Origin of the sequence: Streptomyces sp. NPDC046977 (assembly GCF_040644455.1) — a bacterium.
Lineage (GTDB): Bacteria > Actinomycetota > Actinomycetes > Streptomycetales > Streptomycetaceae > Actinacidiphila.
In genome coordinates this window covers 68,653-91,303 of record NZ_JBEYWO010000024.1, presented here as the reverse complement: position 1 = coordinate 91,303, position 22,651 = coordinate 68,653, and the positions used below count along the sequence as shown (strand labels likewise).

Here is a 22,651-nt window from a genome sequence, read left to right as displayed (position 1 = left end):
ATCCACCACGGGCGGCCGGCCGTAAGGCATTCCTCCCGGTCTGCCGGGCAAGTCGCCGTGGATCCACCGGTATTCTGCGTGGATGGCCGAGACTCTTGACGGGACGGACTGGGCGATCCTGGACGAGCTGCAACGCGAGGGGCGCGTCCCCTTCACCGAACTCGCGCGCCGGGTCAGCCTGAGCCCGTCGGCGACGACCGAGCGGGTCCGCCGGCTGGAGTCGCTGGGCGTCGTCACGGGCTACCGGGCCGAGGTGGACCTGGAGCGGGCGGGTTTCCCGGTGCTCGCCGTCGTCCGGCTGAAGTACCCCGGCAGCCGGCACGAGCCGCTGCACCGCCTGCTCGGCGAGCGGCGGGAGATCCTGGAGTGCCTGCGGACCACGGGCGACGACTGCTACGTGCTGAAGGTCGCCGCCACCTCCATGGCCCATCTGGAGAAGGTCATGGACGAACTGGCCGGCTTCGGGAGCACGACCACCAGCGTGGTCTACCGGCAGACCCTCCCGTACCGCGGCCCCGGCGGCCCCGCGCCCGCCGCGCCGTGACGGCGCCGGCCGCGGTCCGGCGGGATGCCGGGCCGCGGCCGACGGGACGGGCCGGGGTGACGGAGCGTCAGCGGGCGGCGATGGCCGGGTCGCTGGTGCTCGTGTAGCCGCTCTCCACGTGGGCGGCCAGGCGGCGCGCGAAGCCGGCGTCGTGGTCCGCGGTGACGGTCAGGTCGTACCAGCCCTGGCTGCGCTTGGTCTCCGCGGAGTGCACGACGCGGGCGCCGGGACGCAGCTTGTAGGTGGCCGTCTTCTCCTTGCCGTAGCCGTCCGCCACCGTGAACTCCACCGTGGCGGGGCCGTCGTTGGTCAGCACCAGCCGCACGATGCCGAGGCCGCCGTCATGGCGGGCGCTGACCTCGGGGCCCGCGCCGGTGACCCCGCCGGCGAAGCGGCGCAGGAAGCCGTTCGGGCCGTGGACGGTGAAGTCGTAGCCCCCCTGCGCGTCGTCGGCGACGCTCCAGGTGTCGGACAGCGAGCGCCCGGACTCGACGGTGTACGTCCACGGGCCGGCGGCGTGCGACGCCGACGTCACGAGGAAGCCGGCCCCCGCGGTGCCGTGCGAGGCGAAGTCGATCCGCAGCGTTCCGGTGGCGGTGCTGACCCGGCCGTCCGCGGACAGGTCGTACGGCAGGGCCCGCGCCGCGCGCATGCCGCCCTCCTGGCGGGGGAGCGCGCCCTTGGCGGGCGGGGTCGGCACGTAGTCGGGGTGGCGCTTGTTGTCCGGCGGGAGGTAGCCGCTGGTGTCGGGCAGCTCCGCCGCGTCGGTGTCGCTGTGCCGGAAGTCGAACGCCGAGGTCAGGTCGCCGCAGACCGCGCGCCGCCAGGGGGAGATGTTGGGCTCGGTCACCCCGAAGCGGCGCTCGATCAGCTGGATGATCGACGTGTGGTCGAAGGTCTGCGAGCAGACGTAGCCGCCCTTGCTCCACGGCGACACCACGAACATCGGCACGCGCTGGCCGAGCCCGTACGGGCCCGCCGGGTGCGCGGCGGAGCCCGCGTACAGGTCGCCGGAGACGTCGACGGTGGACTTGCCCTGCGCGGCGGAGGCGGCCGGGAACGGCGGCACGACGTGGTCGAAGAAGCCGTCGTTCTCGTCGTAGGTGATCAGCAGCGCCGTCTTGCTCCACACCTCCGGGTTGGAGGTGAGGGCGTCCAGGACCTGCGCGATGTACCAGGCGCCGTAGTTGACCGGCCAGTTGGGGTGCTCGGTGAACGCCTCGGGCGCCACGACCCAGGAGACCTGGGGGAGCTTGCCCGCGGTGACGTCGGCGCGCAGGATGTCGAAGAAGCCCTGGCCGTTCTTGGCGTCGGTGCCGGTGCGGGCCTTGTCGTACAGCGGATCGCCGGGCTTGGCGTTGCGGTACTGGTCGAAGTACAGCAGCGAGTTGTCGCCGTAGTTGCCCCGGTAGGCGTCCTGGATCCAGCCCCAGCCGCCGGCCGCGTCGAGGCCGTCGCCGATGTCCTGGTAGATCTTCCAGTCCACGCCCGCCTGCTCCAGGCGCTCCGGGTACGTGGTCCAGGCGTAGCCCGCCTCCTCGTTGCCGAGGACGGGGCCGCGGCCCTTGCCGTCGTTGCCCGTGTAACCCGTCCACATGTAGTAGCGGTTCGGGTCGGTCGAGCCGATGAACGAGCAGTGGTACGCGTCGCAGATCGTGAAGGCCTCGGCGAGCGCGAAGTGGAACGGGATGTCCTCGCGGGTCAGGTGCGCCATGGTGGTGGCGGACTTGGCGGGCACCCACTTGTCGTACTTGCCCTGGTTGACCGCGGCGTGGCCGTCGTTCCAGCTGTGCGGCAGGTCCTGGAGGAACGCCAGCCCGAGGTCGTCGTGGTCGGGGCGGAAGGGCAGGACGTCCTTCTTGCCGTCGGACTGGTACCAGACCGGCTTGCCGTTCGGCTGCGTCACCGGGTGGGGGTCGCCGAAACCGCGGACACCGCGCAGCGTGCCGAAGTAGTGGTCGAAGGAGCGGTTCTCCTGCATCAGGACGACGATGTGCTCGATGTCCTGGAGCGAACGCGTCCTGCGGTTCGCCGGGATCTCCGCCGCTCGGGCGATGCTGGTGGAGAGCACCGACAAGGCGGCGGTACCGCCCGCCAGTTGCATGAAGCGTCTGCGGTCGATGGCGTTCATGTAAGGCCTGTCTCCCGGGATGTCCGCGGCCGTAACAGGGGTGGCCAGTGTCACCAGGCCCGCACGAACTCCCGTTGGCGGCGAGGAGAAGCAGTCGCGAAGCCTGCGCCAACCCGCTGCCGCCAGAGGCGGCTTCCGCCGGGCAACACCGCTTGCGACAGGCGTAGTTGAGCGTCGCTCCGTGCCGTTCCGTCCGCCTCCCGCGGACCGTACGTCGCCACAGGTCAACGGTGGACACCCGGCCGGACGCTCGGACGCCCGCCGCGCCCGGAGCCCACGGGATACTGCCCGCATGAACCGTCTCGAACGCTGGGAGCAGGCAACCAGGGCGCCGCTGCTCGCGCTGGCGCTGGTGTTCGGCGCGGCGTACGCGTTGCCGATCCTGGTGCCGGGCGCAGATCCGGCGCTCATCACCACCGCCCACTGGACCGAGCGCAGTGTGTGGGCGCTCTTCGCCGGCGACTACCTGGTCCGCCTGGGGCTGAGCGAGCAGCGGTGGGAGTTCATCAGGCGCCAGCCGCTGAGCCTGGCCGTGGTCGTGCTGCCGCTGCTCGAACCGCTGCGCCTGCTGCGGCTGGTCTCCGCGCTCTTCCTGGTGGGCCAGCGGGTGCGGCTGGCCGCGCAGGTACGGCTGACGACCTATGTGGTGGGCGCGGTGCTGGGGCTGCTCGCCTTCGGCTCGGTCGCGGTCCTGGAGGCCGAGCGGCACTCGCCGCACGGGAACATCCGCACGATCGGCGACGCGCTGTGGTGGTCGTTCACCACCATGACGACCGTGGGCTACGGCGACCACGCCCCCACCACCGGCGTCGGCCGGCTCATCGCCGTCGGCCTGATGCTGTCCGGGATCGCCCTGCTCGGTGTGGTCACGGCCAACATCGCCGCCTGGTTCCTGGCCCGTTTCCAGGAGGACGAGGAGGAGGGCCGGATCCTCCAGGAGCTGACCGAGGAACTGCTGCGCGAGGTCAAGGAGCTGCGGCGCGAGGTCGCCGAACTGGGCGGCGCGCGGCACGGCACCGCCCCCGAAGCGCCGGAACCGGCCCGCGGGGCGGGCGCCGGATAGGGCATCGGAGTGGAACCGATCAAGACGCCCCGGAATGGGCTAGGTCACAGGCGTTGCCCCTGCTGCGCGCCTGCGAACGCCCACTAACCTTTGAGGCATGACGGTCCTGCCTGACGACGGGCTTTCTCTGGCCGCCGAATTCCCGGACGCGAGCCGCGCGCAATGGCAGTCCCTCGTCGAGGGTGTGCTGCGCAAGGCGGGCAAGGACGTGTCGGGAGAGGCGGTGGAGGACGCGCTGTCCACCACCCTCGAAGACGGGCTCACCACGCGCCCCCTGTACACCGCGCCCGACGCGCCCGGAGCCTTCGGCGACGCGGTCGGACTCCCCGGCTTCGCGCCCTTCACCCGCGGCGCCGCGCCCGCGGGTGCCGTGGCCGGCGGCTGGGACGTACGCCAGCGCCACACCCGGCCCGACGCGCTCCGCACCAATGAGGCCGTGCTGAGCGACCTCGAGAACGGGGTCACCTCCCTCTGGCTCGCCGTCGGCGACCGGGGAGTTCCCGCGGCCGCGCTCGGCACCGCGCTGCGGGGAGTCCTCCTCGACCTCGCGCCCGTGGTGCTCGACGCCGGCCCGGACACCGGGGCGGCGGCCGACGCGCTGTTCGCGCTGTACGAGGAGCGGGGTGTGGCCCGCGAGGCCGCCGGCGGCAACCTCGGCGCCGACCCGCTGGGGCACGTCGCCCGCACGGGCGACCCCGGGGCGCTCGACCAGCACACGGCCGAGGCCGCGCGGCTCGCCCTGCGCGCCCACGAGGAGTACCCGGGGCTGCGCGCCCTGACCGTGGACGCCCTGCCGTACCACGAGGCCGGCGGTTCGGCGGCGCAGGAGCTCGGCGCCTCCCTCGCCACCGGCGTGGCCTACCTGCGCGCGCTCACCGGGGCCGGGCTGCCGGTCGACGCGGCCTGCGGGCAGCTGGAGTTCCGCTACGCCGCCACCGCGGACCAGTTCCTGACGATCGCCAAGCTGCGCGCCGCCCGCCGCCTGTGGTCCCGGGTCGCCGAGGTGTGCGGCGCGACCGCGGCCGCCGCGGCGCAGCGCCAGCACGTCGTCACCTCGCCGGTGATGATGACCCGCCGCGACCCGTGGGTGAACATGCTCCGCACCACCGTCGCGACGCTCGCCGCCGGTGTCGGCGGCGCCGACTCGATCACGGTGCTGCCGTTCGACCACGCGCTCGGCCTGCCCGACGCCTTCGCCCGGCGCATCGCCCGCAACACCTCGGCCATCCTGATGGAGGAGTCCCACCTGGCCCGGGTCGTCGATCCGGCCGGCGGCTCCTGGTACGTGGAACGGCTCACCGCGGAACTCGCCGACGCCGCCTGGTCCTGGTTCCAGGAACTGGAGCGCGCGGGCGGCCAGGCCGCGGCGCTGGCCTCCGGCCTGGTCGGCGAGCGGCTGGCGGCGACCTGGCAGGTGCGGGCCAAGGCGCTGGCCAAGCGCCGCGAGCCCGTCACGGGCGTCAGCGAGTTCCCGCTGCTCTCCGAGGCACCGGTCGAGCGCGACCCGGCGCCCGCGGCGCTCTCCGGCGGTCTGCCGAAGGTCCGCCGCGACGAGGCGTACGAGGCGCTGCGCGCCCGCTCGGACGCCCATCTGGCCGCCACCGGGGCCCGTCCCCGGGTGTTCCTGGCCGCCCTCGGTCCGGCCGCCGCGCACACCGCCCGGGTCACCTTCGCCGCCAACCTCTTCCAGGCCGGCGGCATCGAGCCGGTCCACGACCCGCTCTCGGTGGACGCCGGGTCGGTGGCCGGCGCCTTCGCCCGCAGCGGCGCCCATGTGGCGTGCCTGTGCTCCAGCGACGCGCTGTACGAGGAGCAGGCCGCCGGCGTGGCCGCCGCCCTCAAGGCCGTGGGCGCGGGCCCGGTCTTCCTGGCCGGGCGGCCGGGAGAGCGGGAAGCGGCCTTCACGGAGGCGGGCGTCGACGCGTTCGTCTTCGCGGGCGGCGACGCGGTCGCCGTCCTGACCTCGGTGCTCGACCGGATCGGAGTGGCGTGATGCGGATCCCGGACTTCTCCGAGATCGAGCTGGGACCGGGCGCCGGCGGCGGCGCCACCGAGGACCAGTGGCGCGCGGCGGTCAAGGAGACCACCGGCCGCGCCGCCGAGGACCTGCTGTGGGAGACGCCCGAGGGCATCGGCGTCAAGCCGCTGTACACCGGACGCGACCTGGAGGGCCTGGACTTCCTGGGCACCTACCCGGGCATCGCGCCGTACCTGCGCGGCCCCTACCCGACGATGTACGTCAACCAGCCCTGGACGATCCGCCAGTACGCGGGCTTCTCCACCGCCGAGGAGTCGAACGCGTTCTACCGGCGCAACCTCGCCGCCGGTCAGAAGGGCCTGTCGGTCGCCTTCGACCTGCCGACCCACCGCGGCTACGACAGCGACCACCCGCGCGTCACGGGCGACGTCGGCATGGCGGGCGTGGCGATCGACTCGATCTACGACATGCGGCAGCTCTTCAACGGCATCCCGCTGGACCGGATGACCGTGTCGATGACGATGAACGGCGCCGTCCTGCCGGTGCTCGCGCTCTACATCGTGGCCGCCGAGGAGCAGGGCGTACCGCCCGAGAAGCTGGCCGGGACCATCCAGAACGACATCCTCAAGGAGTTCATGGTCCGCAACACCTACATCTATCCGCCGAAGCCCTCGATGCGGATCATCTCCGACATCTTCGCGTACACGTCGCAGAGGATGCCGCGCTACAACTCCATCTCCATCTCCGGCTACCACATCCAGGAGGCCGGGGCCACGGCCGACCTGGAGCTGGCCTACACCCTCGCCGACGGCGTGGAGTACCTGCGGGCCGGTCTCGGCGCGGGCCTGGACGTGGACGCCTTCGCGCCGCGGCTGTCGTTCTTCTGGGCGATCGGCATGAACTTCTTCATGGAGATCGCCAAGCTGCGCGCGGCTCGCCTGCTGTGGGCCAGGCTGGTCCGGCAGTTCGAGCCGCAGAACGTCAAGTCGCTGTCCCTGCGCACCCATTCGCAGACCTCCGGCTGGTCGCTCACCGCGCAGGACGTCTTCAACAACGTCACGCGCACCTGCGTGGAGGCCATGGCCGCCACTCAGGGCCACACCCAGTCGCTGCACACCAACGCCCTCGACGAGGCACTGGCGCTGCCCACCGACTTCTCCGCGCGCATCGCCCGCAACACCCAGCTGCTGCTCCAGCAGGAGGCGGGGACCAACCGGGTCATCGACCCGTGGGGCGGGTCCGCGTACGTGGAGAAGCTCACGTACGACCTGGCGCGCCGCGCCTGGCAGCACATCCAGGAGGTCGAGGCCGCGGGCGGCATGGCCCAGGCCATCGACGCGGGCATCCCCAAGATGCGCGTCGAGGAGGCCGCGGCCCGCACCCAGGCCCGCATCGACTCCGGCCGGCAGCCGGTGATCGGCGTCAACAAGTACCGGGTGGACAGCGACGAGAAGATCGAGGTCCTCAAGGTCGACAACTCCTCCGTGCGCACCCAGCAGATCGCCAAGCTGCGCCGGCTGCGCGAGGAGCGCGACGAGACCGCCTGCCAGGACGCGCTGAGCGCCCTGACGGCCGCCGCCGGCGGCAGCGGCAACCTGCTGGAGCTCGCGGTGAACGCGGCCCGTGCCAAGGCGACCGTCGGCGAGATCTCCGACGCCCTGGAGAAGGTGTACGGCCGGCACGCCGGGCAGATCCGTACGATCTCCGGTGTGTACCGCAACGAGGCAGGGGAGTCGCCGTCCGTGGACCGCACCCGCGCGCTGGTCGGCCGCTTCGAGGAGGCCGAGGGCCGCCGCCCGCGCATCCTCGTCGCCAAGATGGGCCAGGACGGCCACGACCGCGGCCAGAAGGTGATCGCCACCGCGTTCGCCGACCTGGGCTTCACCGTGGACGTCGGACCGCTCTTCCAGACCCCGGCCGAAGTGGCCCGGCAGGCGGTGGAGGCCGACGTGCACATCGTCGGCGTCTCCTCGCTGGCGGCCGGACACCTCACCCTGGTGCCCGCGCTGCGCGAGGAACTGGCCGCCGAAGGACGCGAGGACATCATGATCGTGGTAGGCGGCGTCATCCCGCCGCAGGACGTGCCCGAACTGCTGGCGGCCGGCGCGGCCGCCGTCTTCCCGCCCGGCACGGTCATCCCGGACTCCGCCCACGACCTGGTCACGCGGCTCGCCGCCGCGCTCGGCCACGACCTGTGAGCCCATGCGTCAGCCCATCGACCCGGATGTCTACGCCAAAGGAGTCCTGGACGGCTCCCGGGCCTGGATCGCGCGCGCCATCACCCTGGTGGAGTCGTCGCGGCCCGACCACCGGGAGCTCGCCCAGCGGCTGCTGACCGAGCTGCTGCCCCACGCGGGCAGGGCCCGCAGGATCGGCATCAGCGGCGTCCCCGGGGTGGGCAAGTCCACCTTCATCGACGCCTTCGGCACGCTGCTCACCGGCCTCGGCCACCGGGTCGCGGTGCTCGCCGTGGACCCGTCGTCCACGCTGACCGGCGGCTCCGTCCTCGGCGACAAGACACGGATGGAACGGCTGTCGGTGGACCCCGCGGCCTTCGTGCGGCCGTCGCCGTCGGCCGGGACGCTCGGCGGCGTCGCCAAGGCGACCCGTGAGTCGATGGTGGTCGTGGAGGCGGCGGGCTACGACGTGGTCCTGGTGGAGACCGTGGGCGTCGGACAGTCCGAGACCGCGGTCGCCGGCATGGTCGACTCCTTCCTGCTGCTCACGCTGGCCCGCACGGGCGACCAGCTCCAGGGCATCAAGAAGGGCGTCTTGGAGCTCGCCGACGTCATCGCCGTCAACAAGGCCGACGGACCGCACGAGCGCGACGCGCGTGCCGCCGCCCGCGAACTGTCCGGCGCCCTGCGGCTGATGCAGTCCGCCGACGCCGCCTGGACCCCGCCGGTGCTCACCTGCAGCGCCCGCGAGGACACCGGCCTCGACGTCGTGTGGGAACGGCTGGAGCAGCACCGCGCGCTCCTGGACTCCGGGGGGCGGCTGGAGGCCAAGCGCCGTGACCAGCAGGTGGAGTGGGCCTGGAACATGGTCCGCGACGAACTGCTGGGCCGGCTGCGGGACCACCCCGAGGTCCGCCGTCTGGCCCCGGAGGTCGAACGCCAGGTCCGCGAGGGCACGTTGACGGCCACCTCCGCGGCCGGGCGCATCCTCGACGCCTTTTCCGGCTGACGCACGGCCCCCGGTGTCAGGCGGCCTTCGCCTGGCTCCGGGGCACCGCGCAGCGCCCCGGCGCCCACAGCGCGCCCGGCATGTTGCAGTCCGAGCCGACGCGGTGCCGGTCGATCCAGGCGAACAGCCGCCGGGCCTCCGCCATGTGCGCATTGCACGCGAACGAACCGTGCCCGGGCAGCCATTGCACGTGCCACTCGGCCCGGCCTCCGCAGGGCAGCGTGGCACCGGTCTCCAGGCGCCCGCACGGAGTCGTTCCGTCGATGGGGATCGGGGTCAGTCGGGGGGTGATCGGATGCTCTGCCACGGGGCTCGGCTCCCTTGTCGCAGGATGCAACGACACATGCGTACCTCGGTGGAAACGGGCGTATTCGCGCCCTCCACAAGGGGTGTGCCCGCTCAGGGGTGCCCCCGACGCGTGTTCGGAGGTCAGGAGTTGGTAACCGCCCGCCCCGGCGGGGATCAGCCCTGCGGCCGGGCGCGGCGGCGCTCGCGCGAGGCCCGCAGGTTCACGGTGTTGCCGCAGACCCGGGCGTCGTGCCAGACGGCGCTGCTGTTGCGCGAGTGGTCGTAGAAGGCGACGGCGCAGCGGTCGTACCGGCAGATCTTCAGGCGCGGCCAGACGCCGCGTGTCTGGGCGACGAGACATTCCGCCAGCACCGCGGAGGTGACGCGCCGGGCGCCGTCGCCCCGGGGCTCCACGCTGACGGTGGCATCCGCGGCCAGCCGGAGCGTCACCGCTTCCGCGGCCAGCAGCGCGTCCCCCGCCCCGGCCGCCGCCTCGGGCCCGGCCGCGGACAGGGCCTGCCGCAGCCGGGTGCGCAGCCGCTTGAGCTCGTCCAGGTCGCCGTCGATGAGCGCCACGCGTTCACGCTCACGGCCGCGGCCCGAGGCCTTTGCCCAGGCGTCCATGACGCCGTCGAGCCAGGGCTGCGCGGAAGCGAGGGTGTCCAGCAGGTCGGGCATGCGCGGCCGGCCGCCGGGCGAGGTGTTCAGCAGCTCCTGCACCAGGAAGAGTCCGCCCGGTGCGGGCCGTACCTCGTATCGCTCACTCGCCGACCACGCCATGCCATCACCGTAGCCCTTCTCCTCATGAACGACAGAAGTGAGGGACGTACGCCCCTGGCAGCCCTTCGGCTCAGCCCAGGTGCTCGCGGAACCAGGCCCGGGCGGCACCGCTCGCCTCCGCGAACCGGGCGACGTACGGGTCGAAGTGGCCGCCGGCGAGCGTCACCAGCCGCTTCGGCTCCAGGGCCCGCTCGTAAGCGGCGAGTGCCAGGTCGGTGACGGTCACGGTGTCGTTCAGCGCGACCACCATCAGCAGCGGGGTCGGTGAGACCCGGGGGACCCACGCACCGGGCTCGTACATCCGCGCGGCGCGTCCGGAACGGACCGTCGCCTCGTTCGTCCAGACCCCTTCGGGCAGCGGCTGGAGGTAGAAGTCGATCGCCTCCCTGGTGCGGTAGGAGGCGGGAACGGCGGGGTCGTCGCTCACGATCGCGGTCCGCCGGTGCGGCTCCCCGCGGAACCGGGCGCGCTCGTCCTCCGCGAAGGACTCCTCGAGTCCGGCGACCGCCTCCGGGGCCACGCGCCGCAGGCCCTGCTCGTAGCCGCTGATCGTCGGCACCTGGGACACCACGCAGCGCAGCCGGCGGTCGGTCGCCCCCAGGACGATCGCGTGGCCTCCGGCGTAGCTGGTGCCCCACAGGCCGATGCGCCGCGGATCGACTTCGGGCAGGCTCTCGAGGAACGAGACCGCCCGCCGCCAGTCGGCGATCTGGACCCAGGGGTCGACGTCCTGGCGCGGCTCGCCGTCGCTCGCGCCGAAGCCCCGGTGGTCGTGGAGGAGCACGACGAAGCCGTCGTCGGCGAAGGCCCGGGCGAACGGTTCGAGGCCGTGGTCCTTGGTGCCCGCGTAACCGTGCGCCATCGTGATCGCGGGGTGCGGGCCGGGCCCGTCGGGCAGGAAGAGCCAGCCGCGCAGGCGCACGCCGCCCTCGGCCTGGAACTCGACATCCTTGCGTTCCGCCATGCGAAGAACCTCCTTGGTGTCCGTGGCTCAGGACCTGACCGATCCGGAAGGGGACCACGCGTCGCCGTCGATGGGCGACCAGTCGGTGGGCCGGGCGTCGAGCCGGCTCACCCGGCGTCCGTGCCGGGCGCCGAGGATGTCGCCGTCCAGCGGTGTGGTGAAGGCGTTCTCGACCGCGGTGTACTCGGCCGCGAGCCGCCCGACCGCGGGAAGGGCGTTGGTGTCGATGCGGCCCCTGTCGAGGTAGATGTCGTCGCGGATGTGGAATCGCACGACCTCCCCGAAGACGACGTGGTCGTTGAGGTCGCCGATCGTGATGATGCGCTCGACCCTGCACTCCATGGCGATGGGCGCGCCCTTCACCCGCGGCGGCCGCACCACCTCGCACCGCTCCTTCTCCAGGCCCACCGCGTCGAACTCGTCGACCCCGGGGTCGAATTCGGCGGCGGTGCGGTGCATCGCGTCCGCCTGGGGGAGGGTGGCCAGATGGGTGACGAACTCCCCGGTGCCGCGGATGTTGACGAAGGTGTCCTTGAGCGTGACACCGTCGGCCCGCGGCTGCAGCGAGAGCGAGATCATCGGCGGTTTGCGGCCGACCGCGGTGAAGAACGATATGGGGGCGAGATTGGGGACGCCGTCCACCGACACGGTGCTCACCCAGCCGATCGCCCGGGGAATGATGCTCCCGATGAGCAGTTTGTAGGCGGATGTCGGATCAAGAGTGGCGGAGTCGATGATCACGGTGGCCTCCCGTGGCTGTGGAGGTGGTCGCCGGGAGCGGACGCCGTGACGCCGGCTCTCCCGCAGGCGGGTGAATGTCCCGCTGACATGAGCGTAAGTTTCTTGACTATGTCAGGCAAGGAGAAATCACCCTATTTGGGTGCGTTCCCTGTCACTCTTGGCATGCACCCGCGGACCTTCGCGCTCAGCCCGCGTACGCGGTCGGGGGGACCCCCACGGTCGCCGTGAAGTCCCGGACCAGATGGGCCTGGTCGCTGTAGCCGAGTTCGGCCGCCAGGCCCGCCCAGTCGACGGCCTGCGCGGACTCGGCGCGCTCCAGGGCCTCGTGGATGCGGTAGCGGAGGATGACCCACTTGGGGCTGACGCCGACGTGGGCGGCGAAGAGGCGCTGCAGCGAGCGCACGGACAGCCCCTCGGACCGCGCGAACCCGGCCACGCGCCGGATGTCGCGGTCGTGCCGGATCCGCTCGGCGAGTGCCATCGCCAGGGCGGCCTGGGGATCGGGTGCGGGGGCGAGCGACAGCAGGAAGGCGTCCAGGGCGGCGACCCGGTCGTCCTCCTCGTCCGGCCCGAGCACGGCAGCGGGCGCGGCGGCGTGGCCGGGCAGCGCCTCGTCCAGCCGGACCCGGCGTCCGGTCCAGTGGGACACCGGCACCGCCGGGGCGAACGGCCGGAAGCCGCCCGGGCGGAACTGCACCCCGCACACCCGCCCCGCGCCCTCCAACTTCTGCGTGAACAGGCCCAGTCCGACGCCGGCGACCTCCCCGAAGTCCGGCGTGCCCGCGAAGCGCTGGAAGACGATGTTGACGGAGGGGTGCGGCACGACGTGCGAGGCGTACGGCTCGCCCAGGTCCCAGTCGATGAGCCAGTAGTGCTCCAGGTACGGCCGCAGTTCCGGCGCAGGGGCCCGCCGCCGGAAGCGCACGCGGGCGAAGAGCTCCGGGGCGCCGACGATGCCCCGGGTGTCGCGCCGCGGTGTGTCCTGACCGGCCATGAGGGCGATGGTACGGCGGCCGGGCGCCGCGTTTCCTCAAGCCGCGTGCCGGTGGCCCGCCGTGGTGGCGGGCGGGCGGGACGACCGGATGGCGGCCCCGTGGCGGTCGGGACGTCCCGTGTCGCGAGGCCCAGCAGGGTCGTGGGCCGTCTTGTGCAACTAGTTGCATAAATTGGGGCCCGCGGTCTAGAAAGGACGGGCACCCCACTGCGCCGATGCCCGAGGAGACCTCGATGAGCCGCTACCCGCATCTGCTGCGCCCGCTCGACCTCGGGTTCCTCACGCTCCCCAACCGCGTCGTCATGGGCTCGATGCACGTGGGGCTGGAGGAGGCCGAGCGCGGCTTCGAGCGCATGGCCGCCTTCTACGCCGAGCGGGCCCGGGGCGGCGTCGGGCTGATCGTCACCGGTGGTATCGCCCCCAACGACCCGGGCCGCCCCTACCCGGGCGGTGCGCGGATGACCACTGAGGAGGAGGCGGACCGGCACGCCGTCGTCACGCGGGCGGTGCACCGCGAGGGCGGCCGCATCGCGATGCAGATCCTGCACTTCGGCCGGTACGCCTACCACCCCGAACTGGTCGCCCCGAGCGCGCTCCAAGCACCGATCAGTCCCCACGTCCCGCACGCCCTGACCGGCGACGAGGTCGAGCGGACGATCGAGGACTTCGTACGGGCCGCCGAACTCGCCCGCGCGGCCGGCTACGACGGCGTCGAGATCATGGGGTCCGAGGGCTACCTGATCAACGAGTTCGTCGCGCCCGCCACCAACCACCGCGAGGACCGCTGGGGCGGGTCGTTCGAGAACCGCACCCGTTTCCCGCTGGAGATCGTCCGCCGCACCCGCGAACGGCTCGGCACCGACTTCGTGATCGTCTACCGCCTGTCGATGCTCGACCTGGTCCCGGGCGGCTCGTCCCTGGAGGAGGTCGTCGCCCTCGCCCGGGCGGTCGAGGGGGCCGGCGCCACGATCATCAACACCGGCATCGGCTGGCACGAGGCCCGCATCCCCACCATCGCCACCTCCGTGCCGCGCGCCGCGTACACCTGGGTGACGAAGCGGCTCATGGGCGCGGTCTCGGTGCCGCTGGTGACCAGCAACCGCATCAACACCCCCGAGGTCGCCGAGCGGTTGCTCGCCGACGGCTACGCCGACATGGTGTCCCTGGCCCGCCCGATGCTCGCCGACCCCGACTTCGTCGCCAAGGCCCGGCAGGGCCGCGGCGAGGCCATCAACACCTGCATCGGCTGCAACCAGGCCTGCCTCGACCACACGTTCAGCGGCCGCCTGACCTCCTGCCTGGTCAATCCGCGCGCCTGCCACGAGACCGAACTCGTCCTCCTGCCCACCCGGTTGCGCAAGCGCGTCGCCGTCGTCGGCGCCGGCCCCGCAGGACTGGCCTGCGCGGTCACCGCGGCCGAACGCGGCCACGCCGTCACGCTCTTCGACTCCGCCGACCGGATCGGCGGGCAGCTCAACATCGCCCGCAAGATCCCCGGCAAGGAGGAGTTCGACGAGACGCTGCGCTACTTCCGCACCCGGCTGGCCGAGGAGGGCGTGGAACTGCGGCTGAACACCCTCGTGACGCCGGGGACGCTGGCCGCGCACGAGCCCGGCTTCGACGAGGTCGTCCTCGCCACCGGCGTCGCGCCGCGCACGCCGCGGATCGAGGGCGTGGACCACCCCAGCGTGCTGAGCTACCTCGACGTCCTGCGCGACGGCGCCCCGGTGGGCGAGCGGGTCGCGATCGTCGGTGCGGGCGGGATCGGCTTCGACGTGGCCGAGTTCCTCACCGACGGCGGCGAGGGCGCGAGCCGGGACCCGGAGACGTACTTCCGGCAGTGGGGCGTGGACACCGGCTACGCCGGCCGGGGCGGTCTGCGGGCCCCCGAGCGGCCGACGCCCCCGCGCACCGTGCACCTGCTGCAGCGCAAGGCCGGCAAGGTCGGCGCGGGCCTGGGTAGAACGACCGGGTGGATCCACCGCACCGAGCTGAAGCACCGGGGCGTCACGATGGTCGCGGGTGCCGCGTACGACCGGATCGACGACGACGGGCTGCACATCACCGTCGGCGGCGAGCGCCGCACGCTGGCGGTCGACACCGTGGTCCTGTGCGCCGGGCAGGAACCGCGCCGCGACCTGTACGACGCCCTGCGCGCCGCCGGGTACCCCGTCCACCTCATCGGCGGCGCCGACGAGGCCGCCGAACTCGACGCGAAGCGGGCCGTCCGCCAGGGCACCGAACTGGCCGCTGCGCTGTGACCGCGCCCCGTCCGTAGGATGCGGGCATGTCGCTCCCGCACGCCATCCTCACCGCCCTGCTGGAGAAACCGTCCTCGGGCCTGGAGCTGGCGCGGCGCTTCGACCGTTCCATCCGCTACTTCTGGTCCGCGACGCACCAGCAGATCTACCGCGAACTCGGGCGGCTGGAGGAGGCGGGACTGATCCGCGCGCTGCCCTCGGCGCACCCCGCCCGGGGGCAGAAGAAGGAGTACGAGGTGCTGCCCGCCGGGCGAGAGGAACTGGCGGGCTGGGTCGCCGCCGGTGACGAACCCCGGCCGATCCGGGACCCGCTGCTGCTGCGCATGCGCGCGGCGGCGGTGGTCGGGGGCCGCGGCCTCGCGGAGGAACTGCGCAGGCATTTGGCGCTGCACGAGGCCCAGTTGGCCGAGTACGCGGACATCGAGCGGCGCGACTTCCCGCCCGGCCTCGTGGCCGACGAGGACCGGCTGCGGCACCTCGTGCTGCGCGGGGGTATCGAGCTGGAGACGTTCTGGACGCGGTGGCTCCGGGAGGCGCTGGCCGAGGTCGGGACGATGGACCTGGTCTGACCGACCCGTCACGCGGCGCGGTCGGTGCGGGCGGTGCGTCGTCGCCGAGCCCGGCACCGGTCCGGGTGCGGAGGTCGATCAGCGCCTGCGGGTCCTGCGGGGTCAGGTCCGCGACCCGCTCGGCCGGCGGATGGAAGAGGCCGCGCCGGTCGCGCGCTTCGTGGCCGACGAGGACCGGCTGCGGCATCCGGCCGGGGTCGGGTTGATGGATCTGGTCCGACCGGCCCGTCACGCGGCGCGGTCAGCGCGTTCAGTGCGGGCGCCGCAGGGCCAGCAGCGCCGCGTCGTCGCCGAGCCCGCCGCCGGTCCAGGTGCGGAGGTCGATCAGTAGGCGGTCGAGCAGCGCCTGCGGGTCCTGCGGGGTCAGGTCCGCGACCCGCTCGGCCAGCGGGTAGAAACGGTCGCGCCGGTCGCGTGCCTCGGAGACACCGTCGGTGTAGAGCAGCAGCAGGTCGCCCGGGCGGTACGGCACGGACTGCGTACGGTAGCGGCCGCCGGTGAGCGGCAGCAGTCCGAGCGGCGCCGCGTACGCCTCCGGTGCCACCTCCGCCACGCCTCCGTCGCGGCACAGCAGCGGCGGAGGGTGGCCGCAGTTGACCAGGACGGCGGTGTCACCGGCGGGGGGTACGGTCAGCAGGACGGCGGTGACGAACTCCTCGGCTCCGCCGCGGCGTACCAGCGCGCCGTCCAGCCGGGTCGCCACCGCGTCGAGGCCGGGTTCGGCGCGGGCCGCGTCGCGGAAGACCCCCAGCACGTCGGCGGCGGTCTTGACGGCGTCCAGGCCCTTGCCGCGCACGTCGCCGAGCAGGACCCGTACGCCGAACCCGGTCTCCACGACCTCGTACAGATCCCCGCCGATCCGCGCCTCCGCCTCCGCCGCCACGTAGCGCACGGCCACCTGGAGCCCGCCCACCCGCGGCGGCGGGGGCCGTAGCAGCGCCCCCTGCGCGGCCTCGGCGACGCCGCGGACCTGCGCCAGTTCGCGTTCCCTGGCGGTGACGAGGACGACGGCCCCGGTGATGGTGAAGGTCACGGCCAGGACGGCGATCCCGGAGGTGACGTGCACCAGGGCGGGGACCCCTCGGTCGACCACGGCCAGGAGGAAGACCAGGCCGATCGCCACGACGCCCGCCAGCAGCGGCACGCGGGCCCGGCGGGCCCTGACCCCGGCCAGCACCGGCAGTGCCGCCAGGACCGGTGACACGGTCGTCTCCGGACCGCTGATGATGTCGACGGCGACGCAGGCCGCGATGAGCGCGTACGAGGCGAGGAGGAACCACCAGGCCCACCGGGGCAGCGGCAAAGGGCGGGGGCGCGGGGTGCCGGGGCCGCGGGCCATGGGTGTCAGCCCTCCTGTCACCGCCGCCGGCGGGTGCCGGCGGCGCCTGGTTCCATCTTCGCCGCAGTGGGCGGGGAGTGCGGGAATGAGCGGGGGGTGCCCCGCGTTGAGTGGGACATCCGATGGAAATGAAAACCATTGCGATGGCAGAAAGGACCCGCTCATGGCCCGCAGCGAGCAGCGCCCGGTGATCAGGCTCCGGTCGACCGCCGGCACCGGCACCACCTATGTGACCCGGAAGAACCGGCGCAACGACCCGGACCGCATGGTCCTCAGCAAGTACGACCCGGCCGTCGGCCGCCACGTCCCCTTCCGCGAGGAACGCTGACCCGGCGCCGGGCCTTCCCGGACAGAGCCTCACCGCCGTCCGTCCACCGCACCTGACTGGAGGAGCGTCATGCAGCACGCGATCCACCCCGCCTACCGTCCGGTCGTCTTCCGCGACCGCAGCGCGGACCACGCCTTCCTCACCCGGTCCACGCTGACCAGCGACAAGACCGTCGTCTGGGAGGACGGCACCACCTACCCCGTGTTCGACGTGGAGATCTCCGCGGCGAGCCACCCGTTCTACACCGGCAACGCCCGCGTCATGGACACCGCCGGCCGCGTCGAGCGCTTCGAGCGCCGCTACGGACGCGCCGCCGCCCGCGGCTGACGCCGCCGCGACCGGGAACCACGGGAGCAGGGGAGCAGGGAGCACCGACGGCCGCCGCGGACCACCGCGGCGGCCGTCGCCGTGCCCGGGGCACCTCCCGGAGGGATCAGCTCTTGCGGAAGCGGTACGCCTCCTGGGCCGCCGCCACGACGGCGTCCAGATCCGCACCGGCCGAGGCCGTCACCACGGCGGCCACCGCGCCCTCCACGAAGGGCGCGTCCGCCAGGCGGGTCCGGGGCGGCAGAACGTCCTCCTCCGCCAGCAGGACCTTGACCGTCAGCACGGCGCTCCCCAGGTCGGCGATGACGGCCACGCCCTCGCCGCGGTCGACGGAGCGCGCCGCCGCGGTGATCTTCTCCGCGTCGGTGCCCAGACCGCCGTCAGGGGTACCGCCCGCGGCGGCCACCGGCACCTTGGCGCCACCGCCGTTCAGCCCGGCAGCCATGTGCGCCACCGATTCCGCGACCGTCGCGCTGTGCGACACCAGCACCACGCCCACGGTCATTCCGCGCCCTCCCGCGACGTCATCGCGAGGACGCCGAGGAGCAGCGCCGAGGACGTCGCCCCCGGGTCCTGGTGACCCGCGCTGCGCTCGCCCAGATAGCTCGCCCGCCCCTTGCGCGCCACCAGCGGCGTGGTGGCGGTCGCGCCCTCGTCGGCGGCGATCGCGGCCGCCGACAGGGCTTCCGCCAGTCCCGCGCCCTTGTCGAGCGCGAAGGACAGCGCCTCCACGGCCGGGGCCAGCGCGTCCACCATCGTCTTGTCGCCCGGCGCGGCCCCGCCCAGCGTCGCGACCGCGTCGACCCCGTCGCGCAGCGCCTGGGCGAACTGCTCGGGGGTGACGTGCTCCGCCTCCCCGAGCGCCTTGCCCGTCTTGCGCAGGAGGGTGCCGTACAGCGGTCCCGACGCACCGCCGACCGTGCTGATCAGCTGCCGCCCGACCAGCACCAGGACGCCGCCGGGGGTGTCCGGCGGCTCCTTCTCGACGGCCGTGCGCGCCGCGATGAAGCCGCGCCGCATGTTGGCCCCGTGGTCGGCGTCGCCGATGGGGGAGTCGAGCTCGGTGAGCCGGTCGGCCTCCCGCTCGATCACCGAGGCCGCTGAGGCGAGCCAGCGGCGTATGAAGGCCGCGTCGATCGCCGCCGGCCCGGACGGTCCCTCACTCATCTGTCGCGCTCCTCCTGCTTCTCAGGCGCCCCAGCACAGGGCCGGTGTGCTCACCGGCGCGTCCCACAGGCGCAGCAGTTCGTCGTCCACCTGGCACAGCGTCACCGAGGCGCCGGCCGCGTCCAGCGACGTGACGTAGTTGCCGACCAGCGTGCGGGCCACCGCGACGTGGCGGGCCGCCAGCACCCGGTGCACCTCGGCGTTGAATCCGTACAGTTCCAGCAGCGGCGTCGCGCCCATGCCGTTGACCAGCAGCAGCACCGGCCCGCTCGGGCGCAGGTCGTCCAGGATCGCGTCGACCGCGAACTCCGCGATCTCCCCCGAGGTCATCATCGCCCGCCGCTCCCGGCCGGGTTCCCCGTGGATGCCGATGCCGAGTTCCAGCTCCCCGGCGGGCAGGTCGAACGTGGGGCTGCCCTTGGCGGGGGTGCTGACCGCGGTCAGCGCCACCCCGAAGCTCCGCGTCATCTCGTTCACCTGCCGTGCGACGGACTGCACGCGCTCCAGCGGCGCGCCCTCCTCGGCCAGCGCCCCGGCGATCTTCTCCACGAACAGCGTGCCGCCGGTGCCGCGGCGTCCGGCCGTGTAGAGGCTGTCGGTCACCGCCACATCGTCGTTGACCAGGACTTTGGCGACCTGGATGCCCTCGTCCTCGGCCAGTTCCGCGGCCATGTCGAAGTTCAGCACGTCACCCGTGTAGTTCTTCACCACGAACAGTACGCCCGCGCCGCTGTCGACGGCCGCGGCCGCCCGCACCATCTGGTCGGGCACCGGTGAGGTGAAGACCTCCCCGGCACAGGCCCCGTCCAGCATCCCCCGCCCCACGAACCCCACGTGCAGCGGCTCGTGCCCCGACCCGCCCCCCGACACCAGACCGACCTTTCCGGCGACCGGCGCGTCCCTGCGGACCACCACCCGGTTGTCGATGTCGACCGCCAACTCCGGATGCGCGGCGGCGACTCCCCGCAGCGCATCGGCCACCACGGTCTCGGGGACATTGATCAGCATCTTCATCGGACGGTCCCTCCGGGGCACGGGATTCGTACACATGGCGAACAATCGCTGACATCAGCCTACGATCCACCGACTCCGGGGCAGGGCCGATTGCGCACAGAGTTCCGGATCGGCCACGCGGCCCGGACCGCGGGATCACGCCAACTGGCGGCGGACGAGTTCGCGGAGCCGGCCCCCGGGGTCCGCGAGGAGATCGGCGGGGCGCCCCTGCTCCACGACGCGGCCGTCGGACATGACGACCACGCGGTCCGCGTCCATGACCGTGGTGAGCCGGTGCGCGATGACGACGCGGCTGGCGCGCAGGGCGCGGGTGCTCTCGATGACGACCCGCTGCGTCTCGTTGTCGAGCGCGCTCGTGGCCTCGTCGAAGAAGAGGATGCGCGGGCGGCGGACGAGGGCCTGGGCGATCATGAGGCGCTGCCGCTGGCCTCCGGAGACCGTCGCGCCCCCGGAGATCATGGTGTGCAGGCCCATCGGCATCCGCTTGATGTCCTCCGCCAGGCCCGCCATCGCGGCCGCCTCCCACGCCTCCTCCTGCGTGAAGGTCTCGGCGCCGCAGATGCAGTCCAGGATGGAGCCGGTCAGGGGCTGGGCGTTCTGCAGGACGACGCCGCACTGCCGGCGCACCGCGGCCTGGTCCAGGGCCGCGAGGTCCTGGCCGTCGTACAGCACGCTGCCCGCCGCGGGCCGGTCGAAGCCGATGAGCAGCCGCAGCAGGGTGGACTTGCCGCAGCCGCTGGGGCCGACGATCGCCACGAACTCGCCGGGCCGCACCTGAAGGGACACGTCGTCCAGGACCAGCGGGCCGTCCGCGGACCAGCGGAAGGAGAGCCCCCGGGCCTCGATCGCCCCGGACAGCTCGCCGGGCTGCGTGCTGGCGCCCCGCACCTCGGGGAGCTGGTCGAGCACCGGCTTGATGTGCTCGTACATCGGCAGCGCGGCGGCGGCCGAGACCAGCGCCCCGGTGAGCTGGGTGACCGCGGTCAGCAGCATCGTCACGGCGGTGCTGAAGGTGAGGAAGCCGCTCGCGGACAGCGAGCCGCGGGCCGGTCCCGCCAGCAGCACGAACAGCAGCAGCGAGCACAGCGGTAGGTAGACCGCGTTGAGCACGCCCGTGAGGTTCTTGATCCGCCCGGTGCGCTGCTGGAGGTCCCGGCTGCGGGCGAACTCGCGGGCCCAGGCCGCGTAGGCGAAGCTCTCGGCGGCCGCGACGCGCAGCTTGGGCAGCCCGCGCAGGGTCTGGAACGCCTGGTTGTTGAGCTTGTTGCCCAGCTCCACCAATTGCCGCTGCCAGCGCAGTTGCCACAGCCCGAGGCCGAGGAAGACGACGGCGATCACGATCAGCATGCCGATCGCGACCAGGGCCAGCGGGACGCTGAGGACCAGCAGCAGGACGAGGTTCATCGCGCCGACGGTGCCCGACTGGACGGCGACCGGCCCGACGCCGGCGAGGACGCGGCGGATGGCGCTGACGCCCATCGCGGCGCTCGCCAGCTCACCCGTCGAACGCTCCGCGAAGAAGGACGTCGGCAGCCGCAGCAGCCGGTCCCAGACCGCGGGCTGCAACGTGGCCTCGATACGGCCCTCCACCCGCAGCAGCGTGAGGTTCTGCAGCAGCATGAAGGCCGCCGACACCACGCTGCTGACGATGATCGCGCACGAGACCTGCACGATCAGCCCGGTCTCCGCGCCGGGCACGTACCGGCCGAGCACCTGCCCGGTGGCGATCGGCACCAGCGCGCCGAGCAGCACGGTGATCAGCCCGCCGAGGATCAGGGCACGCAGGTCGGAGCCGGTGCCGCGCATGCTGAAACGCAGCAACCGCCAGGGGCGCAGGGGGTGTTCGGGCAGCGGCCGGTAGAACATCACCGCCTGCGGGGCGAACTCCGCGGCGTTGCCGGCCGTGACGCGGATGCGGCTGCCGCTGGCGGGGTTGACCGCGTCGTAGCCGCCCCGCCGCCACAGCAGCGCGACCGGTGTGCCCGAAGCGGCCCGGTGCCCGACCAGGGGACCGGCGTTCTCCCGCCACCACCGGCCGTCGAGCCGCACGGGGCGGGTGCGGATCCGTGACCCGACCGCGATGCGCTCGACCGGGTCGACGCGGTCGCCGGCCGCGCCGCTCGCGGACGGGGACGCGAGGGTGATCCCCGCCGCGCGGGCGACCACCCGGCAGACGGCCCAGGTGGTGTCGTCCGAGGCCGCCGTGGCGCGTGACGGCGCCTTCCGGGAGCGGGCGATGGACGCGAGGAGCGCCTGGTCGGCCTGCTCGCGGACGGCCTCGCCGGCCCGGATGCCCGCGGCGGTGCGGTCCTCGTGGGCCTGCTCCAGCCGCTCGATCCAGCGGTCGAGCGTGGACAGCAGGCGGTACTGCTGGTTGACCATGCCCTGCCACATCGCGGCGTCGAGCAGCAGGTCGCCCGCGGCCTCGGTGCTGTAGGCCGCTCCGTACTGGACGCTCCCGGGGGCGACGGGCAGCCAGAGGATGTCGTCGTCCGCCACGGCCTCGTCCGCCGTGGTGCGGCCGTCCAGGGGGGCCTCGTACAGCACACGCTGGCTGCGGCCCACGCCGAGCGCGAACGCCTGCTCCAGCAGGCTCAGCGCCTGTTCCTGGGAGTCCCGCGTGTCGTACGCCCAGGCGCCGTCGTACCCGGGGCGGTGCAGTTCGCGCAGCGGGACGCGGCGCAGGACGCAGGACGGGAGCGGCCGGCCGACGAGCGTGTGCTGCGGCCCATCGACGGGTCCCAGCAGCAGGGTGCCCGCCTCCAGCCGGCCGAGGAAGTGCCAGTGCCCCTGCTGGGCCGCGTCGACGGCGAACAGGTCGAGGGAGCCGGCCACGACCAGCCACAGGACGTGCGGCCCCTCCAGGGGCAGGCTGCGCAGTCCCGCGCAGTCCACCGGCGTGCCGAGGCCTCCGAGGGCCGCGATCACCGGGTCGCCGGTGGCGTCCGCGGCGTCGGCGGGCTGTACGGGGATCACG

20 protein-coding genes are annotated in these 22,651 nt (G+C 73.3%); 9 read left to right on the top strand and 11 right to left on the bottom strand.

The window, feature by feature from the left end:
* The first annotated feature begins 82 nt into the window (after window positions 1-82).
* Window positions 83-544, top strand: a complete 462-nt coding sequence (locus tag ABZ883_RS30505) for an Lrp/AsnC family transcriptional regulator (RefSeq protein ID WP_360911767.1) — start codon at window positions 83-85, stop codon at window positions 542-544.
* A 67-nt stretch (window positions 545-611) separates the two neighbouring features.
* Here the strand turns inward: ABZ883_RS30505 and ABZ883_RS30500 are convergent, their stop codons facing one another.
* A complete protein-coding gene (locus ABZ883_RS30500) occupies window positions 612-2,675 on the bottom strand; it encodes a phosphocholine-specific phospholipase C (protein WP_360911764.1) in 2,064 nt (687 codons plus the stop codon).
* Between the two features lie 292 nt (window positions 2,676-2,967).
* Here ABZ883_RS30500 and ABZ883_RS30495 point away from each other — a divergent pair, with 292 nt between their 5' ends.
* The 4 genes from ABZ883_RS30495 to meaB all read left to right on the top strand — a co-directional run bounded on the left by ABZ883_RS30495 (window position 2,968) and on the right by meaB (window position 8,902).
* Window positions 2,968-3,738: a potassium channel family protein gene (locus ABZ883_RS30495; RefSeq protein WP_360911762.1), complete on the top strand. Its 771-nt coding sequence runs from the start codon at window positions 2,968-2,970 to the stop codon at window positions 3,736-3,738.
* Between the two features lie 97 nt (window positions 3,739-3,835).
* Window positions 3,836-5,731 carry a methylmalonyl-CoA mutase family protein gene (locus ABZ883_RS30490; RefSeq protein ID WP_360911760.1) on the top strand — a complete coding sequence of 632 codons (1,896 nt, stop codon included), beginning with the start codon at window positions 3,836-3,838 and terminating at the stop codon, window positions 5,729-5,731.
* The gene (gene scpA, locus ABZ883_RS30485) at window positions 5,731-7,914 is read left to right on the top strand and encodes a methylmalonyl-CoA mutase (RefSeq protein ID WP_360911758.1); all 2,184 of its coding nucleotides are present in this window, start codon (window positions 5,731-5,733) and stop codon (window positions 7,912-7,914) included. Before ABZ883_RS30490 ends, scpA begins: the two co-directional genes overlap by 1 nt.
* A 4-nt stretch (window positions 7,915-7,918) precedes the next feature.
* A complete protein-coding gene (gene meaB / locus ABZ883_RS30480; RefSeq protein WP_360911756.1) occupies window positions 7,919-8,902 on the top strand; it encodes a methylmalonyl Co-A mutase-associated GTPase MeaB in 984 nt (327 codons plus the stop codon).
* A 16-nt stretch (window positions 8,903-8,918) separates the two neighbouring features.
* On the opposite strand, the gene ABZ883_RS30475 is transcribed toward meaB, so the two are convergent.
* The 5 genes from ABZ883_RS30475 to ABZ883_RS30455 form a co-directional block, all read right to left on the bottom strand.
* On the bottom strand, window positions 8,919-9,209 hold the full coding sequence (locus ABZ883_RS30475) for a hypothetical protein (protein ID WP_360911754.1): 291 nt from the start codon (window positions 9,207-9,209) through the stop codon (window positions 8,919-8,921).
* A gap of 155 nt (window positions 9,210-9,364) precedes the next feature.
* Entirely contained in the window at window positions 9,365-9,970 is a 606-nt protein-coding gene (locus ABZ883_RS30470) for a CGNR zinc finger domain-containing protein (protein ID WP_360911752.1), read from the bottom strand.
* 70 nt (window positions 9,971-10,040) lie between these two features.
* Window positions 10,041-10,934, bottom strand: coding sequence for an alpha/beta fold hydrolase (locus ABZ883_RS30465; protein ID WP_360911750.1), 894 nt, complete (start codon window positions 10,932-10,934; stop codon window positions 10,041-10,043).
* Window positions 10,935-10,961: 27 nt separating this feature from the next.
* Entirely contained in the window at window positions 10,962-11,675 is a 714-nt protein-coding gene (locus ABZ883_RS30460) for a flavin reductase family protein (RefSeq protein WP_360911748.1), read from the bottom strand.
* 184 nt (window positions 11,676-11,859) lie between these two features.
* Window positions 11,860-12,669, bottom strand: a complete 810-nt coding sequence (locus tag ABZ883_RS30455) for a helix-turn-helix domain-containing protein (RefSeq protein WP_360911746.1) — start codon at window positions 12,667-12,669, stop codon at window positions 11,860-11,862.
* A gap of 233 nt (window positions 12,670-12,902) precedes the next feature.
* On the opposite strand from ABZ883_RS30455, the gene ABZ883_RS30450 reads away from it, so the two are divergent.
* Both ABZ883_RS30450 and ABZ883_RS30445 read left to right on the top strand, forming a co-directional pair.
* A complete protein-coding gene (locus tag ABZ883_RS30450; RefSeq protein WP_360911890.1) occupies window positions 12,903-14,930 on the top strand; it encodes an NADPH-dependent 2,4-dienoyl-CoA reductase in 2,028 nt (675 codons plus the stop codon).
* A gap of 26 nt (window positions 14,931-14,956) precedes the next feature.
* Window positions 14,957-15,499: a PadR family transcriptional regulator gene (locus tag ABZ883_RS30445; RefSeq protein ID WP_360911744.1), complete on the top strand. Its 543-nt coding sequence runs from the start codon at window positions 14,957-14,959 to the stop codon at window positions 15,497-15,499.
* Window positions 15,500-15,749: 250 nt separating this feature from the next.
* Here ABZ883_RS30445 and ABZ883_RS30440 read toward each other — a convergent pair whose 3' ends face one another.
* Window positions 15,750-16,838, bottom strand: a complete 1,089-nt coding sequence (locus ABZ883_RS30440; protein ID WP_360911742.1) for a PP2C family protein-serine/threonine phosphatase — start codon at window positions 16,836-16,838, stop codon at window positions 15,750-15,752.
* Window positions 16,839-17,001: 163 nt separating this feature from the next.
* Between ABZ883_RS30440 and rpmG the strand changes: the two genes are divergently transcribed.
* Window positions 17,002-17,166, top strand: a complete 165-nt coding sequence (rpmG, locus tag ABZ883_RS30435) for a 50S ribosomal protein L33 (protein ID WP_319664230.1) — start codon at window positions 17,002-17,004, stop codon at window positions 17,164-17,166.
* A 69-nt stretch (window positions 17,167-17,235) separates the two neighbouring features.
* Window positions 17,236-17,493, top strand: coding sequence for a type B 50S ribosomal protein L31 (locus ABZ883_RS30430; protein ID WP_360911740.1), 258 nt, complete (start codon window positions 17,236-17,238; stop codon window positions 17,491-17,493).
* 106 nt (window positions 17,494-17,599) lie between these two features.
* On the opposite strand, the gene dhaM is transcribed toward ABZ883_RS30430, so the two are convergent.
* From dhaM to ABZ883_RS30410, 4 genes are all read right to left on the bottom strand, one after another.
* On the bottom strand, window positions 17,600-17,998 hold the full coding sequence (dhaM, locus tag ABZ883_RS30425) for a dihydroxyacetone kinase phosphoryl donor subunit DhaM (RefSeq protein WP_360911738.1): 399 nt from the start codon (window positions 17,996-17,998) through the stop codon (window positions 17,600-17,602).
* Window positions 17,995-18,660 carry a dihydroxyacetone kinase subunit DhaL gene (dhaL, locus tag ABZ883_RS30420; protein WP_360911736.1) on the bottom strand — a complete coding sequence of 222 codons (666 nt, stop codon included), beginning with the start codon at window positions 18,658-18,660 and terminating at the stop codon, window positions 17,995-17,997. Before dhaL ends, dhaM begins: the two co-directional genes overlap by 4 nt.
* Window positions 18,661-18,681: 21 nt before the next feature.
* On the bottom strand, window positions 18,682-19,674 hold the full coding sequence (gene dhaK / locus ABZ883_RS30415; RefSeq protein WP_360911734.1) for a dihydroxyacetone kinase subunit DhaK: 993 nt from the start codon (window positions 19,672-19,674) through the stop codon (window positions 18,682-18,684).
* Window positions 19,675-19,809: 135 nt separating this feature from the next.
* The gene (locus ABZ883_RS30410) at window positions 19,810-22,650 is read right to left on the bottom strand and encodes an NHLP bacteriocin export ABC transporter permease/ATPase subunit (protein WP_360911732.1); all 2,841 of its coding nucleotides are present in this window, start codon (window positions 22,648-22,650) and stop codon (window positions 19,810-19,812) included.
* Window position 22,651: the final 1 nt, after the last annotated feature.